This window comes from Pseudomonas sp. Leaf15, from assembly GCF_001421425.1.
Lineage (GTDB): Bacteria > Pseudomonadota > Gammaproteobacteria > Pseudomonadales > Pseudomonadaceae > Aquipseudomonas > Aquipseudomonas salomonii.
Genome location: NZ_LMKI01000001.1, coordinates 35,702 through 49,692, shown reverse-complemented (window position 1 = coordinate 49,692; position 13,991 = coordinate 35,702). Strand labels below are relative to the sequence as shown.

Genomic DNA, 13,991 nt, shown 5'->3' with positions numbered 1-13,991 from the left:
AGCTAGTAATCATCCCCACGCTCAGTCACATCCCGCTCCACCGGCTCGGCATTCGGGTCATAGCCCACCGGGAATTTACCCTTGAGCGTCCACGCAAACGCAATAATCTCGGCCACCGTGCGGTACAGCTCCTCCGGGATGCTGTCGCCCAATTCCATGCGCGCCAGCAGTTTCACCAACTCGGCATTCTCATAGATCGGCACTTCATTTTCCCGCGCCAACTTCAAAATGGCTTCGGCCAAGGCATCGTCGCCCTTGGCCGTCAGGGTTGGCGCTTGCTGGCCGTCGTACTTGAGGGCAATCGCCTGGCGTGGCGGAAGGGAGTTTTTCATGCGGTTTCATCCACCCAGCGTTGCTCCAATCCGGTTCGTGGCCCACGTGGCGGCGTACCGAGGTGGCAGTCCAGGTCGCCGACATTGATACCCGAGGTCACCAGGCGCTCGCGCAAACTGCCCAAATGGCTTTCGATCAGGCTGGCGGTGAATGGGCGCGAGGCCCACAGCTGACTGGACAATTTGCCCTGGGTCAGTTGCGCCTGCACCTGCAGCGGGCCCAGTGGCTCCATGTCGAAGGCCAGCTCGACGCGCCAAAGCATTTGCTTGGGGTCTTTCTTGTCCTTGCGCTCCGGTTGGTCCTTGTCCGGCGGCGGGTCTTCACGCTGGAACTTGACCTGCAACGGCACAATGTCCTGCAAGGTGCGCATGGGGATTTCCAGCTGCCAGGTGGTTTGCAGCCGGCCATCGGCGGTGGTGCCGGTTTGCTCCAGGCTCGACAACTGGTGGCTTTGCAGCCGGGAAATCGCCCCGGCGGCCAGGCGCAGCAGGTTTTCCAGGTCGCCTTCGCCTGCCAGTTTCGCCATCAGCCGGTCCGGCAGCGGAAAGCCCGCCGGGGCTTGCCGTGCGCCGATCTGGCCGAGGGTGCTGAGCGGGTTACGCACGAAGTTCGGCAGTACCTGGGCCAGGGTATTGGCGGCGAGGATGGCATTCAGATTCGTCGCGGCGGGCAGGGCGGGCAGCAGTTCGGCGACCAGCCGCAACAGGCTGCCTTTCATATCCAGTGGTGGCACCTGCGGGTTTTGCCCGGCGAGCAATTTTGCTTCAAGAAACACACCGCTGTTTTGTACCAGCTGCGCCAGCACCTTGGGGTTGCTGACTTGCGCCAGGTCGGGCAGGGCGTTGAGCAAGCGCGCGGCGGCGGCGCGCAGGTCGCTGGAGGTGGTGTCGTCGGCAGGCAGGCTTTGCAGCGCGGTAAACAGCACATCCAGCGAGCCTTGGCGACTTTGCTGGGTCGACAGCTGTTGCGCCACGGCCAACTGATCCTTCAGCCCGCTCAACGGCACGAAATTCAGGGTTTGCGCATTTTGCACCACGGCGCTGAGCAAGCTGCCGACCCGCAGCGGCTGCGGGCTTTCCAGGCTCAGCGTGGTGCCGGCCAGGGCGTTATTGAGCACGCTGACCAGTGAGCGATAAATCGCCGGTTGCGCCGTGCCTTGCGGCAGCATTTGGGTGGTCAGCACCTTGGCCTGCAACAGCGTGCCCACCGGCATTTGCGTGGTGTCGATGCGCGTCAGCGCGGCCACATTAGCGCTCAAGGCTTGCTGCAAAGTGATGCTCAGGTTGCCGGTCGGCGTCTGGCTCACCGCCACATTGCTGCCCAACGGCAACGGCTGGGCGCTGCTGGCCTGTACCAAGGTCTGGCGGCCGCCTTCGAGGGTCAACTTGAGCAACAGCTGAAACGCATCACCGCCTTGTTTAAGCGCAATCACCTCGGCGTTGGCGGTTTTTCCAGGGTCGATCAGGCCGGTCTGCGGCTCCAGCAGTTTCAACAACTCGCCGGTCGGCGGCAGCGGGGCAGGCCCGGGCGTCGGTGCTGGCGGCAGCGTAGGAAGGTTGATCTCACCGGTCATCGTGCGCGTCGTCTCTGGGGAAATTGCCCTCTTTAGAGTAGGGCATCACATGTATAATGCCGCCCGTCTGCAAAGAGAGCGGTAAAAACCTCACAACTATTTGATCCAGCTCTCTAAAATCGGTCGCCAAAGCCGTTATTGTGCATTTCTCTATAACGGCCGCTGCACCGCCGACTTGAACCGTAAAGGCCCGCGATCTTTTGACCAGCCCTCTTCTAGAAGCCGTAGCGCTTGCCTGTGAACGCGACCTGCGCCTGCTGTTCGAGCACCTCGAACTGCGGCTGGCGGGCGGCGACATGGTGCAGATCAGCGGCCCCAACGGCAGCGGCAAGACCAGTTTGCTGCGCCTGCTGGCCGGGTTGATGCAGCCGACGGCCGGTGAGGTTCGACTCAACGGCAAGCCCCTTAACGAGCAACGCACCGAGCTTGCGCGCAACCTGATCTGGATCGGCCACGCCGCCGGCATCAAGGACGTGCTCACGCCGGAAGAAAACCTCAGCTGGCTCAGCGCCCTGCATCATCGGGCGTCCCGCGATGCCATCTGGCAGGCACTGGCCGCGGTCGGCCTCAAGGGTTTTGAAGACGTGCCTTGCCACACCTTGTCCGCCGGCCAGCAGCGCCGCGTGGCGCTGGCGCGTTTGTATCTGCCTGGCCCGCCGCTGTGGATTCTCGATGAGCCTTTCACCGCCCTCGACAAGCAAGGCGTCGCCCAACTCGAAGAACACTTGGCCCAGCACTGTGAACAGGGCGGCCTGGTGCTGCTCACCACCCACCACACGCTGGTGCGCAGGCCCGCCGGTTACCGCGACCTGGATTTAGGGCGGTGGTCGGCATGAGTGTGTTCGCGCTGTTAGTCGCCCGTGAAGCCCGCCTGTTGTGCCGCCGCCCGGCCGAATTGGCCAACCCCTTGGTGTTCTTCGCCATCGTCATCGCGTTGTTCCCGCTGGCGGTCGGCCCCGAGACTAAACTGTTGCAAACCTTGTCCCCAGGATTGGTGTGGGTGGCCGCGCTTTTATCGGTGCTGCTCTCGCTGGACGGGCTGTTTCGCAGTGATTTTGAAGACGGTTCCCTCGAACAGTGGGTCCTTTCGTCGCACCCCTTGCCACTTCTGGTACTGGCCAAGGTGCTGGCACACTGGGTTTTTTCCGGCTTGGCGCTAGTATTGCTCTCGCCGCTGCTGGCGATGATGCTCGGCTTGCCCGTTGAGTGCCTGCCGGTATTGCTCCTGTCCTTGTTACTCGGTACGCCGGTGCTCAGCCTGTTGGGGGCGGTGGGCGCAGCGTTGACCGTCGGTTTGAAGCGGGGTGGCCTGTTGCTGGCCCTGCTGATTCTGCCTTTGTACATCCCGGTGTTGATCCTGGGCAGCGGCGCCTTGCAGGCCGCGCTCATGGGCATGCCGGCGACCGGTTACCTCCTGTGGCTTGGCAGCCTGACCGCCCTGGCGGTAACCCTGACACCCTTTGCTATAGCGGCTGGCCTGAAGATCAGCGTCGGCGAATAATGAGGTCTGGTTAAGCGACATAATCAGCTCTTCAACATAAGAAAGACCCTGAGCTTTGCGCAATGACGCACAGCCACCGTGATGGAAACAGCAATGAACTGGACCTGGTTTTACAAGCTCGGCTCGCCCAAATGGTTTTACGGCATCAGCGGCAAATTGCTGCCGTGGTTGAGCGTCGCCGCCATTTTGCTGATCGGCATCGGCCTGGTCTGGGGCCTGGCCTTCGCGCCGCCGGACTACCAGCAAGGCAACAGCTTTCGCATCATCTATATCCACGTGCCCGCCGCCATGCTGGCGCAGTCCTGCTATGTGATGCTGGCGGTGTGCGGCATCGTCGGCCTGGTGTGGAAGATGAAACTGGCCGACGTCGCCCTGCAATGCGCCGCGCCCATCGGCGCCTGGATGACCGCCGTGGCGCTGGTCACCGGCGCGATCTGGGGCAAACCGACCTGGGGTTCATGGTGGGTGTGGGATGCGCGGCTCACCTCCATGCTGATCCTGCTGTTCCTGTACTTCGGCCTTATCGCCCTGGGCAATGCCATCAGCAACCGCGACAGCGCCGCCAAGGCCTGTGCGGTGCTGGCGATTGTCGGTGTGATCAACATCCCGATCATCAAATACTCGGTGGAGTGGTGGAACACCCTGCACCAGGGCGCCACCTTCACCCTCACCGAAAAACCGGCGATGCCCGTGGAAATGTGGGCGCCGCTGCTGCTGATGGTGCTGGGGTTCTACTGCTTCTTCGGCGCCGTGCTGCTGATGCGCATGCGCCTCGAAGTGCTCAAGCGTGAAGCCCGCACCAGCTGGGTCAAGGCCGAAGTGCAAAGCAGCCTGGGAGCCCGCCCATGAACTTCAATTCGTTCAGTGAATTTCTCGCCATGGGCCATCACGGCCTGTATGTCTGGACCGCCTATGGCATCTGCCTGGCGGTGCTGGCCCTCAACGTCGCCGCGCCGATCCTGGCCCGCAAGCGTTACCTGCAACAAGAGGCGCGTCGTTTGCGCCGGGAGACCGATAAGTGAATCCGCTGCGTAGAAAGCGTCTGTTGATCATCCTCGCCATCATGGCCGGCGTCGGCATTGCCGTGACCCTCGCCCTGAGCGCCTTGCAGCAGAACATCAACCTGTTCTACACCCCGACCCAGATCGCCAATGGCGAAGCGCCTGTCGACACGCGCATCCGCGCCGGCGGCATGGTCGAGAAGGGTTCCTTGAAGCGTTCCGGTGATTCCCTCGACGTGACCTTTGTGGTCACCGACTTCAACAAAGCCGTGACCATCACCTATCGCGGCATCCTCCCGGACCTGTTCCGTGAAGGCCAGGGCATCGTCGCCCTGGGCAAGCTCAACGCCGACGGCGTGGTGGTGGCCGATGAAGTACTGGCCAAGCACGATGAGAAATACATGCCGCCGGAAGTGACCAAGGCGTTGAAAGACAGCGGCCAATCGGCCCCAGCACCTGCCAAGGAGGGCTAAGCCATGACGTCCGCACTGTTTATTCCGGAGCTGGGCCAGTTGGCGATGATCCTCGCCCTGTGCTTCGCCATCGTCCAGGCCGTGGTGCCATTGCTCGGCGCCTGGCGCGGCGACCGCCTGTGGATGAGCCTGGCGCAGCCGGCTGCCTGGGGCCAGTTCGCGTTTCTGGTGTTCGCATTCGGCTGCCTGACCTACGCCTTTATGACCGACGACTTTTCCGTCGCCTACGTGGCCAATAACTCCAACAGCGCGCTGCCGTGGTACTACAAGTTCAGCGCCGTGTGGGGCGCCCACGAAGGTTCGTTGCTGCTGTGGGCGTTGATCCTCGGCGGTTGGACCTTTGCCGTGTCGGTGTTTTCGCGGCAACTGCCGCAGGTCATGCTAGCCCGCGTATTGGCGGTGATGGGCATGATCAGCATCGGCTTCCTGCTGTTTTTGATCATGACCTCCAACCCGTTCACGCGCATCCTGCCGCAGATCCCGGCGAACGGGCATGACCTCAATCCGTTGCTGCAAGACATCGGCCTGATCGTGCACCCGCCGATGCTTTATATGGGCTACGTCGGTTTCTCCGTGGCCTTTGCGTTTGCCATCGCCGCCTTGCTCGGCGGGCGCCTCGATGCAGCCTGGGCGCGCTGGTCGCGGCCGTGGACCATTGTGGCCTGGGCGTTTCTCGGTATCGGTATCACCCTCGGTTCGTGGTGGGCCTACTACGAACTCGGCTGGGGCGGCTGGTGGTTCTGGGACCCGGTGGAAAACGCCTCGTTCATGCCCTGGCTGGTCGGCACCGCGCTGATTCACTCGCTGGCGGTCACCGAAAAACGCGGCGTGTTCAAAAGCTGGACGGTGTTGCTGGCCATTGCCGCGTTTTCCCTCAGCCTGTTGGGTACTTTCCTGGTGCGTTCGGGCGTGCTCACGTCGGTGCATGCGTTTGCTTCCGACCCGGAACGCGGCGTATTCATCCTGATCTTCCTGCTGTTTGTGGTTGGCGGCTCGCTGACCCTGTTTGCGCTGCGCGCGCCGGTGGTCAAGAGCCAGGTCGGCTTTAACCTGTGGTCGCGAGAAACCCTGCTGCTGGGCAATAACCTGGTATTGGTGGTGGCCGCGTCGATGATCCTGCTCGGCACCCTGTACCCCTTGGTGCTGGACGCGCTGAGCGGCGCCAAGCTGTCCGTCGGCCCGCCGTACTTCAACGCGTTGTTTATCCCGTTGATGGGCCTGTTGATGGTGGTGATGGCCGTGGGTGTGCTGGTGCGCTGGAAAGACACGCCGGTCAAATGGCTGGCCGGCATGTTGATGCCTGTGCTGCTCGGCAGTGTGGCCCTGGCAGTGATCGCCGGGTTTGCCTATGGCGACTTCAACTGGGCGGTGCTCGCCACCTTCCTGCTGGCTGCCTGGGTATTGCTGGCCGGCGTGCGCGACATCTTCGACAAGACCCGCCACAAAGGCCTGATCAAAGGTCTGCCAACATTGACCCGCAGCTACTGGGGCATGCAGGTCGCCCACATCGGCATCGCCGTGTGCGCCCTCGGCGTGGTGCTGTCCAGCCAGAACAGTGCCGAGCGCGACCTGCGCCTGGCGCCGGGTGAGTCCATGGATTTGGCCGGTTACCACTTCATCTTCGAGGGTGCCAAGCACTTCGAAGGCCCGAACTTCACGTCCGACAAAGGCACTGTGCGGGTGGTGCGCAACGGCAAGGAAGTGGCGGTGCTGCACCCGGAAAAACGCCTGTACACCGTGCAAAGTTCGATGATGACCGAAGCCGGTATCGACGCCGGTTTCACCCGCGACCTGTATGTGGCGCTGGGTGAACCCTTGGGCGACGGCGCCTGGGCGGTGCGCGTGCATGTGAAACCGTTCGTGCGCTGGATCTGGTTCGGCGGTTTGCTCACCGGCTTTGGTGGCTTGCTGGCCGCGCTGGACCGGCGTTATCGAGTCAAGGTCAAAAGCCGGGTGCGTGAAGCCCTCGGCCTGCAAGGAGCGGCGGCATGAAGCGTTGGTTGATGGTGTTACCGCTGGCGGCCTTTCTGGTGATGGCCGTGTTTTTGTATCGCGGCTTGTACCTGGACCCCGCCGAGTTGCCTTCGGCGATGATCGGCAAACAATTTCCGGCGTTCAGCCTGCCGACGGTACAGGGCGACAAAACCCTGACCCAGGCCGACCTGCTGGGCAAACCGGCGTTGGTCAATGTGTGGGGCACCTGGTGCATCTCCTGCCGCGTCGAGCACCCGGTGCTGAACAAACTGGCCGAGCAGGGCGTGGTGATCTACGGCATCAACTACAAGGACGACAATGCGGCGGCCTTGAAGTGGCTGGCCGAGTTCCACAACCCGTACCAGCTGGATATCCGCGATGAAGACGGCAACCTCGGCCTCAACCTCGGTGTGTACGGCGCGCCGGAAACCTTCTTTATCGATGCCAAGGGCGTGATCCGCGACAAGTATGTTGGCGTGATCGACGAAGTGGTCTGGCGCGAGCAACTGGCCGCCAAGTATCAGGCGCTGGTCGATGAGGCCAAGCCATGAAGCGTCTGTTAGCCGCTGCTGTGTTGGCCCTTGGACTCGTTGGCGTCGCCCACGCGGCCATCGACACTTACGAGTTCGCCAAGGAAGGTGACCGCGAGCGTTTCCGCGAACTGACCAAGGAACTGCGCTGCCCCAAATGCCAGAACCAGGACATCGCCGACTCCAACGCCCCGATCGCTGCCGACCTGCGCAAAGAGATCTTCCGCATGCTGGGGGAGGGCAAGGACAACCAGCAGATCATCGACTTCATGGTCGACCGCTACGGTGATTTCGTGCGCTACAAACCGGCCCTCACCGGCAAGACTGCGCTGCTCTGGTTCGGCCCCGCCGGGCTGCTGCTGGCCGGTGTGGTGGTGATGGCCGTGATCGTGCGCCGCCGCCGCGCCGCGCCGACTGATGGTTCCGATGCGCTGTCCCCGGATGAGCGCAAACGCCTCGACCAATTGCTGGACACCAAGACTGATGATTGATTTTTGGCTCGCAGCAGGGTTGCTGCTCCTGATTGCCCTGAGTTTCCTGTTGATCCCTGTACTGCGCGGCCGCCGTGCCCAGCGTGAAGAGGATCGCACCGCATTGAACGTGGCGCTTTATCAAGAACGCGTGGCCGAGCTGCAAGTGCAGCAGGACGAAGGCGTGCTGAATGCCGCTCAGCTCGACACCGGCCGCGCCGAGGCTGCGCGTGAGTTGCTGGCCGACACCGAAGGCGTAGAAAAGCCGCGTGAATCGCGCCTGGGCAAACCACTGCCGTTGTTGGCGGCGTTTCTCGTGCCGGTCCTGGGCGTTGCGCTGTACCTGCATTACGGGGCGAGCGACAAGGTCGAACTGACCCGCGAATTCTCCCAGCCGCCGGTGTCGATGCAAGACATGACCCGCCGCCTGGAGCGCGCCGCCGCCGCCCAGCCGGACTCGGCGGAAGGCTTGTACTTCCTCGGCCGCGCCTACATGGCTCAGGACCGTTCCGCGGACGCCGCGAAAATCTTCGAACGCACCGTCGCACTGGCCGGTCGCCAGCCCGAACTGCTCGGCCAGTGGGCGCAGGCGCAGTACTTTGCCGACAACAAACAATGGTCGCCCAAGGTGCAGGCGCTGACCGATGAAGCCTTGAAACTCGACCCCAAGGAAGTCACCAGCCTTGGCCTGCTGGGTATCGCCGCCTTTGAAGGCCAGCGTTATCAGGAAGCCATCGATTACTGGAACCGCCTGTTGGCCCAGTTGCCACCGGAAGACAACTCCCGTGTCGCGCTGCAAGGTGGCATTGACCGCGCGGCCGAGAAGCTCAAGGAAAGCGGTGGCACGGTTGCGGCAAAAACCGTGATGAAAGTGCGCGTGGACCTGGCGTCCGACGTGAAGGCCAAAGCCCTGCCCACCGACAGCGTGTTTATCTTTGCCCGCGCCGTGAATGGCCCTCCGGCACCGTTGGCGGCCAAGCGTGTCACCGTGGCTGAACTGCCGGTTACCGTCGAGCTGGGCGATGCGGACGCAATGATGCCGCAGTTGAAACTGTCGAACTTCCCCGAAGTCCAACTGGTTGCGCGCATATCCAGGGCCGGTCAGCCGACCACTGGCGAGTGGATCGGCCGCAGCCAACCCTTGGCCAGCACCACCACTGCACTGCAGCAGCTGACCATCGACACTCCGGACAAATAATTCGAGGAAACGCCTATGACCGCATTTGCACGCATCACCCTGCTCAGCCTGGTACTCGGCTTGAGCGCTTGTGCGGTCCATCGGCCTCCCGCGCCCACCGGCCCGACCATCCCGCCGTCTGGCCCGGCGACCCAGCCTGGCACCAAACCGTCCGGCCCGGTAACACCGCCGCCGAAACCTGTGCCAAGCAAATCGCCGACCTTCGCCCCACCACCGGGCGCCGCCAGCCACTGGGACGGCAAGATGCAGGTGTATGTACTCGACGAACAGCCCGACACCTTCTACCGCCAACGCACCTACTACCGCTGGAGCAACGGCTGGAGCCGCTCCATCAGCCCGAACGGGCCGTGGGAAGACACCGATGTGCACGGCGTGCCGCCGGGGTTGAGCAAGCAGTACGCGCAATAACAAAAAGGCGACCTTTGAAAGGTCGCCTTTTTTATTACTCAACTTGAAACGCAATCCCCTGTGGGAGCTGGCTTGCCTGCGATAGCGGTGTGTCAGCTACCCATCTGCCAACTGACTCACCGCTATTGCAGGCAAGCCAGCTCCCACAGTGGATCCCCTTTGATCGTTCGAATTTGACCGTTCCCACGCGCAGCAAAGGAATGCATCCGGTGACGCTCTGCGTCAGGCCCACTTGGGGACGCAGAGCGTCCCAGGCGGCATTCCCACGCAGAGCGTGGGAACGAGCATCGCCTCAGCCATCAGGCCACGGGGCACTCCCGATTCAGCGCTTGATCCACCAGCAGCTGCGCAATCTCAACCATCTGCACCACCGCCAGCACCTGCTTGCGGCTTGAACCGTCCAAATGCTCGGCACAGTCGTAGGCGCACACGGTCGCCGATTCCAGCATTTCGCTGGCATTGCTCAAGGCAACTTCGGTACTGAGGCCGGGGCGGACGGTGAAGATGAGGTTCTTTGTGGCTTGTGAGGTTTCATCCGGGGTAGACGATATTGGGGTAGGCGTAACTTTTTTCATACGGATGCTCCGTGAGTTATGAAAAAAGCGCTCACTTCTGTGGGCGCTAATGCGCCTGGATCATTCGGGCTTCCACACCCGGCCGTTGATTTTGCAACGACTCGAGAAGGTTAGCTGTGAGCTTTGCTCGGACGCAACCCGAAAACTTTGTAGGGCATGTCCTAACAAGAGGGCAGCTAAAAAGAGGGAGCTATACGTCGTTCCCACGCTCGCGTGGGAACGATCACTCAATGCAATGGTTTTAAAGCTGAAGGCACGTCACTGCTTCTCAAGTTCTACCTGTTTGGCTTCAGAATTTCTACTGTCGGTAATGGTTCCGTAAAGTCGTTTGTATGAGAAATCATCGGCGTTCAGGTTGAGAGTAATGGTTCCGATTTTTATATGGTTAGTGTCAGTGGCGTCTAAATCGAGGATTGGCAATCTTATGTATATTGTAGTTGCAGTAGATGGAGAGCCAACTCTGCTGTAGCTGGCTGATTCAGCCGAGCCTATACGATCGCCTTTGTAGGATGTACTAAAAGTCACCTGCATCGCTCCTGTATCTAAATCAGCAAATTCAATCCTGAGGAATCCAGGACTATGCTCGCCACGCATATAATAGATTCCTTGTATGGCTGGGTTGGGCTTTGCCATGTTTTTCACCTCGTCAATAATAAATTATATATCTGTGCACGGATTTATCATGCTGTGAGACGCTGCTTTGCGCACCTGTGATAAATGACAGGTGTTTAGAGTGGTTTGGAATTGTAGATAGGTCGGTTAGTTGTTATCAGCGAATTTATTATGGTCTTACCGATCGTTCCCACGCGCAGCAAAGGAATGCATCCCGTGACGCTCTGCGTCACCGTTGCGCAAACCTTCGCCTGCTTCGGGACGCAGAGCGTCCCAGGCGGCATTCCCACGCAGAGCGTGGGAACGATCGGTCAACGCAGGGCAAGCCTGCTCGCCACAACAAGACCTCTCAGGGGCGCATCCAACCTTTCACAAAACCTTCATCAATCCGCCCCCGTGCAGTCATGTGCAAGTAATAGCACTGACACCTCCCGCGCCTACTGTCGTTTGAACTCAACCGCAGCCCTTGTGTGGCTGTTCAAACCAGACAGAGAAGCCCATGACTCACGCTATCCATGTCGATCACTTGAACAAGACCTTTGCGAAGAAATCCGCATTGGTCGACCTCGAACTCACCATTGCATCCGGTGAGATGGTCGCGCTGATCGGCGCTTCCGGTTCCGGCAAGTCCACCTTGTTGCGCCATTTGGCGGGCCTGGCCTGTTGCGACAAGAGCAACGGCGGCAGCGTCACGGTGTTGGGCCGGGAGGTGCAGGCCAGTGGGCGTTTGAATGGCAAGGTGCGGCGGTTGCGCGCAGACATCGGCTACATCTTCCAGCAGTTCAACCTGGTCAACCGCCTGAGCGTGCTCGACAACGTACTGCTCGGTTGCCTGGGCCGGATGCCGCGCTGGCGCGGCAACCTCGGTTTGTTCAATGCCGAGGAAAAGGCCTTTGCCCTCGAGTCCCTGGCCCGCGTGGGCTTGGCCGACCTCGCCGGGCAGCGTGCTTCGACCTTGTCCGGCGGCCAGCAGCAGCGTGTGGCGATTGCCCGTGCATTGACCCAGCGCGCCGAAGTCATCCTCGCCGATGAGCCTATCGCCTCGCTGGACCCGGAGTCGGCGCGCAAGGTCATGGAGATCCTCGCCGACATCAACCGCCGCGACGGCAAGACCGTGGTGGTGACCCTGCATCAAGTCGATTACGCCATGCGTTATTGCCCGCGTGCCGTGGCCCTTAAAGGCGGGCGCATTCATTTCGACGGGCAGGGCAGCGCCATGAGCAGCCAGTTCCTCAACGATTTGTACGGTGCCGATGTCGACACCAGCCTGATGTTTTCCGACCACACCCGCACAGCCGTCGCCACGCCTCGGCTGGCCATGGCGCGCGCTTGAAACCCTACTCACGACCCACAGGAATCCCGTCCATGTTGAACCGTATCGGCCACGTGTTTCTGTCTGCAGTGTTGCTGGTCGGCGCCGCCATGGGCACCGCCCAGGCCGCCGACAAAACCATCAACTTCGGCATCATGTCCACCGAGTCTTCGCAGAACCTCAAGAGCATCTGGCAGCCGTTTTTGGATGACATGCACAAGAAGACCGGCCTGACCATCAACGCCACCTTCGCCTCCGACTACGCCGGGTTGATTCAGGGCATGCGCTTTAACAAGGTCGACGTGGCCTGGCTCGGCAACAAGGCCGCGATGGAAGCGGTGGACCGTTCCAACGGCGAGATCTTCGCCCAGACCGCCGCCGCCAACGGCGCCGCCGGTTACTGGAGCGTGCTGATCGTGCGCAAGGACAGCCCGATCAACAACGTCGACGACATGCTCAAGAACGCCAAGAACCTGACCTTCGGCAACGGTGACCCGAACTCCACCTCGGGCTACCTGGTGCCGGGCTACTACGTGTTCGCCAAGAACCATGTGGATGCCGCCACCGCGTTCAAACGCACGCTCAACTCCAGCCATGAAGTCAACGCACTCAGCGTGGCCAAGGGGCAGTTGGACGTGGCCACCTTCAACACCGAAAGCTGGGACCGCCTGGAAGTCACCCAGCCGGACAAAGCCGCAATGCTCAAGGTGATCTGGAAATCGCCGCTGATTCCGGCCGACCCGATGGTGTGGAGCAAGGCGCTGACGGACAGCGAGAAAACCAAGATCCGCGACTTCTTCGCCCACTACGGCGACACCGATGAAGAGAAGGCGGTGCTGAAGAACATGCAGTTGGGCAAGTTCCTCGCCTCCAACGACGACCAGCTCTTGTCGATCCGCCAATTGGAGCTGTTCAAGCAGCGCACCACCATCAGTGCTGACGACAAGCTGGAAGCGGCCGACAAAGCCAAGAAGCTCGCCGACATAGACGCTGACCTGGCCAAGCTGCAACAGCGCATCTCCGAGCTGGACAAGAAAACCGCAACCAACGGCTAACCCCCTGTAGGAACCGGGTCAATGTGGGAGCGGGCTTGCCCGCGAAAGCGGTGTGTCATTCAACACATTCAGCGACTGATACACCGCATTCGCGAGCAAGCCCGCTCCCACACAAGCCCGCTCCCACATTAGGTCCAGTTCCAACCTTTACCGAGAGTGACCCATGACTACCTTACATGCTGAAGCAGTGGGTAAAAGAACCTGGCCGCAATACCTCGGCTGGGGCCTGTTCCTGGTCCTGCTGGCCTGGGCCTGGCACGGCGCCGAGATGAACCCGCTGGCGCTGTACCGCGATTCCGGAAACATGGCGACCTTCGCCGCCGACTTCTTCCCGCCCGACTTCCACGAATGGCGCTCCTACCTCAAGGAGATGATCGTCACCGTACAAATCGCCCTGTGGGGCACGGTGCTGGCCATCGTCTGCTCGGTGCCGCTGGGCATTCTGTGCGCCGACAACATCACCCCGTGGTGGGTCCACCAACCGCTGCGCCGGGTGATGGATGCCTTCCGCTCCATCAATGAAATGGTCTTCGCGATGTTGTTCGTGGTCGCCGTCGGCCTCGGTCCGTTTGCCGGTGTTTTGGCCTTGTGGATCAGCACCACCGGCGTGCTCGCCAAGCTGTTTGCCGAAGCCGTCGAAGCCATCGACCCAGGCCCGGTAGAAGGCGTGCGAGCCACCGGCGCAAGTGCCTTGCAGGAAGTGATCTACGGCGTGATCCCGCAAGTGATGCCGCTGTGGGTGAGCTACGCGCTGTACCGCTTCGAAGCCAATGTGCGCTCGGCCACCGTGGTGGGCATGGTCGGCGCCGGCGGGATCGGCGTGATCCTCTGGGAAAACATTCGCGCCTTCCAGTTCGTACAAACCTGCGCGGTGCTGCTGGTGATCATCGTGGTGGTGAGCGGTATCGACGTGCTGTCCCAACGCCTGCGCAAGCAGTTCATCTGACGCCGGAGGGGTGCCCGCGCGGCGCTTTTT

At 61.4% G+C, this 13,991-nt stretch carries 17 protein-coding genes; 13 read left to right on the top strand and 4 right to left on the bottom strand.

What is annotated here, in order from left to right; genetic code table 11:
• Positions 1 to 2 precede the first annotated feature (2 nt).
• Positions 3 to 332: an EscU/YscU/HrcU family type III secretion system export apparatus switch protein gene (locus tag ASE80_RS00260; protein WP_056857152.1), complete on the bottom strand. Its 330-nt coding sequence runs from the start codon at positions 330 to 332 to the stop codon at positions 3 to 5.
• Complete coding sequence (fliK, locus tag ASE80_RS00255) at positions 329 to 1,906, bottom strand: flagellar hook-length control protein FliK (protein WP_056857151.1); 1,578 nt, start codon at positions 1,904 to 1,906, stop codon at positions 329 to 331. Before fliK ends, ASE80_RS00260 begins: the two co-directional genes overlap by 4 nt.
• A gap of 200 nt (positions 1,907 to 2,106) precedes the next feature.
• Between fliK and ccmA the strand changes: the two genes are divergently transcribed.
• The 10 genes from ccmA to ASE80_RS00205 all read left to right on the top strand — a co-directional run bounded on the left by ccmA (position 2,107) and on the right by ASE80_RS00205 (position 9,461).
• Complete coding sequence (gene ccmA, locus ASE80_RS00250) at positions 2,107 to 2,742, top strand: cytochrome c biogenesis heme-transporting ATPase CcmA (RefSeq protein WP_056857150.1); 636 nt, start codon at positions 2,107 to 2,109, stop codon at positions 2,740 to 2,742.
• Complete coding sequence (gene ccmB / locus ASE80_RS00245; protein WP_014717701.1) at positions 2,739 to 3,407, top strand: heme exporter protein CcmB; 669 nt, start codon at positions 2,739 to 2,741, stop codon at positions 3,405 to 3,407. Before ccmA ends, ccmB begins: the two co-directional genes overlap by 4 nt.
• Before the next feature lie 93 nt (positions 3,408 to 3,500).
• Positions 3,501 to 4,256: a heme ABC transporter permease gene (locus tag ASE80_RS00240; protein ID WP_056857149.1), complete on the top strand. Its 756-nt coding sequence runs from the start codon at positions 3,501 to 3,503 to the stop codon at positions 4,254 to 4,256.
• A complete protein-coding gene (gene ccmD / locus ASE80_RS00235) occupies positions 4,253 to 4,429 on the top strand; it encodes a heme exporter protein CcmD (RefSeq protein ID WP_017136196.1) in 177 nt (58 codons plus the stop codon). Before ASE80_RS00240 ends, ccmD begins: the two co-directional genes overlap by 4 nt.
• On the top strand, positions 4,426 to 4,881 hold the full coding sequence (ccmE, locus tag ASE80_RS00230) for a cytochrome c maturation protein CcmE (protein WP_017136197.1): 456 nt from the start codon (positions 4,426 to 4,428) through the stop codon (positions 4,879 to 4,881). Before ccmD ends, ccmE begins: the two co-directional genes overlap by 4 nt.
• Positions 4,882 to 4,884: 3 nt before the next feature.
• On the top strand, positions 4,885 to 6,873 hold the full coding sequence (locus tag ASE80_RS00225; protein ID WP_056857148.1) for a heme lyase CcmF/NrfE family subunit: 1,989 nt from the start codon (positions 4,885 to 4,887) through the stop codon (positions 6,871 to 6,873).
• Positions 6,870 to 7,406, top strand: a complete 537-nt coding sequence (locus ASE80_RS00220; protein ID WP_056857147.1) for a DsbE family thiol:disulfide interchange protein — start codon at positions 6,870 to 6,872, stop codon at positions 7,404 to 7,406. The genes ASE80_RS00225 and ASE80_RS00220 overlap by 4 nt, the downstream gene beginning before the upstream one ends.
• On the top strand, positions 7,403 to 7,876 hold the full coding sequence (locus ASE80_RS00215) for a cytochrome c-type biogenesis protein (RefSeq protein ID WP_056857146.1): 474 nt from the start codon (positions 7,403 to 7,405) through the stop codon (positions 7,874 to 7,876). The genes ASE80_RS00220 and ASE80_RS00215 overlap by 4 nt, the downstream gene beginning before the upstream one ends.
• On the top strand, positions 7,869 to 9,053 hold the full coding sequence (gene ccmI / locus ASE80_RS00210; protein ID WP_056857145.1) for a c-type cytochrome biogenesis protein CcmI: 1,185 nt from the start codon (positions 7,869 to 7,871) through the stop codon (positions 9,051 to 9,053). The genes ASE80_RS00215 and ccmI overlap by 8 nt, the downstream gene beginning before the upstream one ends.
• Before the next feature lie 15 nt (positions 9,054 to 9,068).
• Positions 9,069 to 9,461: a hypothetical protein gene (locus ASE80_RS00205; protein ID WP_056857144.1), complete on the top strand. Its 393-nt coding sequence runs from the start codon at positions 9,069 to 9,071 to the stop codon at positions 9,459 to 9,461.
• A gap of 299 nt (positions 9,462 to 9,760) precedes the next feature.
• On the opposite strand, the gene ASE80_RS00200 is transcribed toward ASE80_RS00205, so the two are convergent.
• The gene (locus ASE80_RS00200) at positions 9,761 to 10,036 is read right to left on the bottom strand and encodes a DUF6124 family protein (protein WP_056857143.1); all 276 of its coding nucleotides are present in this window, start codon (positions 10,034 to 10,036) and stop codon (positions 9,761 to 9,763) included.
• A 258-nt stretch (positions 10,037 to 10,294) separates the two neighbouring features.
• A complete protein-coding gene (locus ASE80_RS00195) occupies positions 10,295 to 10,669 on the bottom strand; it encodes a hypothetical protein (RefSeq protein ID WP_133257298.1) in 375 nt (124 codons plus the stop codon).
• A 478-nt stretch (positions 10,670 to 11,147) separates the two neighbouring features.
• Between ASE80_RS00195 and phnC the strand changes: the two genes are divergently transcribed.
• The 3 genes from phnC (at position 11,148) to phnE (ending at position 13,961) form a co-directional block, all read left to right on the top strand.
• Positions 11,148 to 11,981 (top strand): phosphonate ABC transporter ATP-binding protein, encoded by an 834-nt coding sequence (phnC, locus tag ASE80_RS00190; RefSeq protein ID WP_056857141.1) that lies wholly within the window; start codon positions 11,148 to 11,150, stop codon positions 11,979 to 11,981.
• Between the two features lie 32 nt (positions 11,982 to 12,013).
• On the top strand, positions 12,014 to 13,015 hold the full coding sequence (gene phnD / locus ASE80_RS00185) for a phosphonate ABC transporter substrate-binding protein (RefSeq protein WP_056857140.1): 1,002 nt from the start codon (positions 12,014 to 12,016) through the stop codon (positions 13,013 to 13,015).
• 163 nt (positions 13,016 to 13,178) lie between these two features.
• The gene (gene phnE / locus ASE80_RS00180) at positions 13,179 to 13,961 is read left to right on the top strand and encodes a phosphonate ABC transporter, permease protein PhnE (RefSeq protein ID WP_056857139.1); all 783 of its coding nucleotides are present in this window, start codon (positions 13,179 to 13,181) and stop codon (positions 13,959 to 13,961) included.
• Positions 13,962 to 13,991 lie beyond the last annotated feature (30 nt).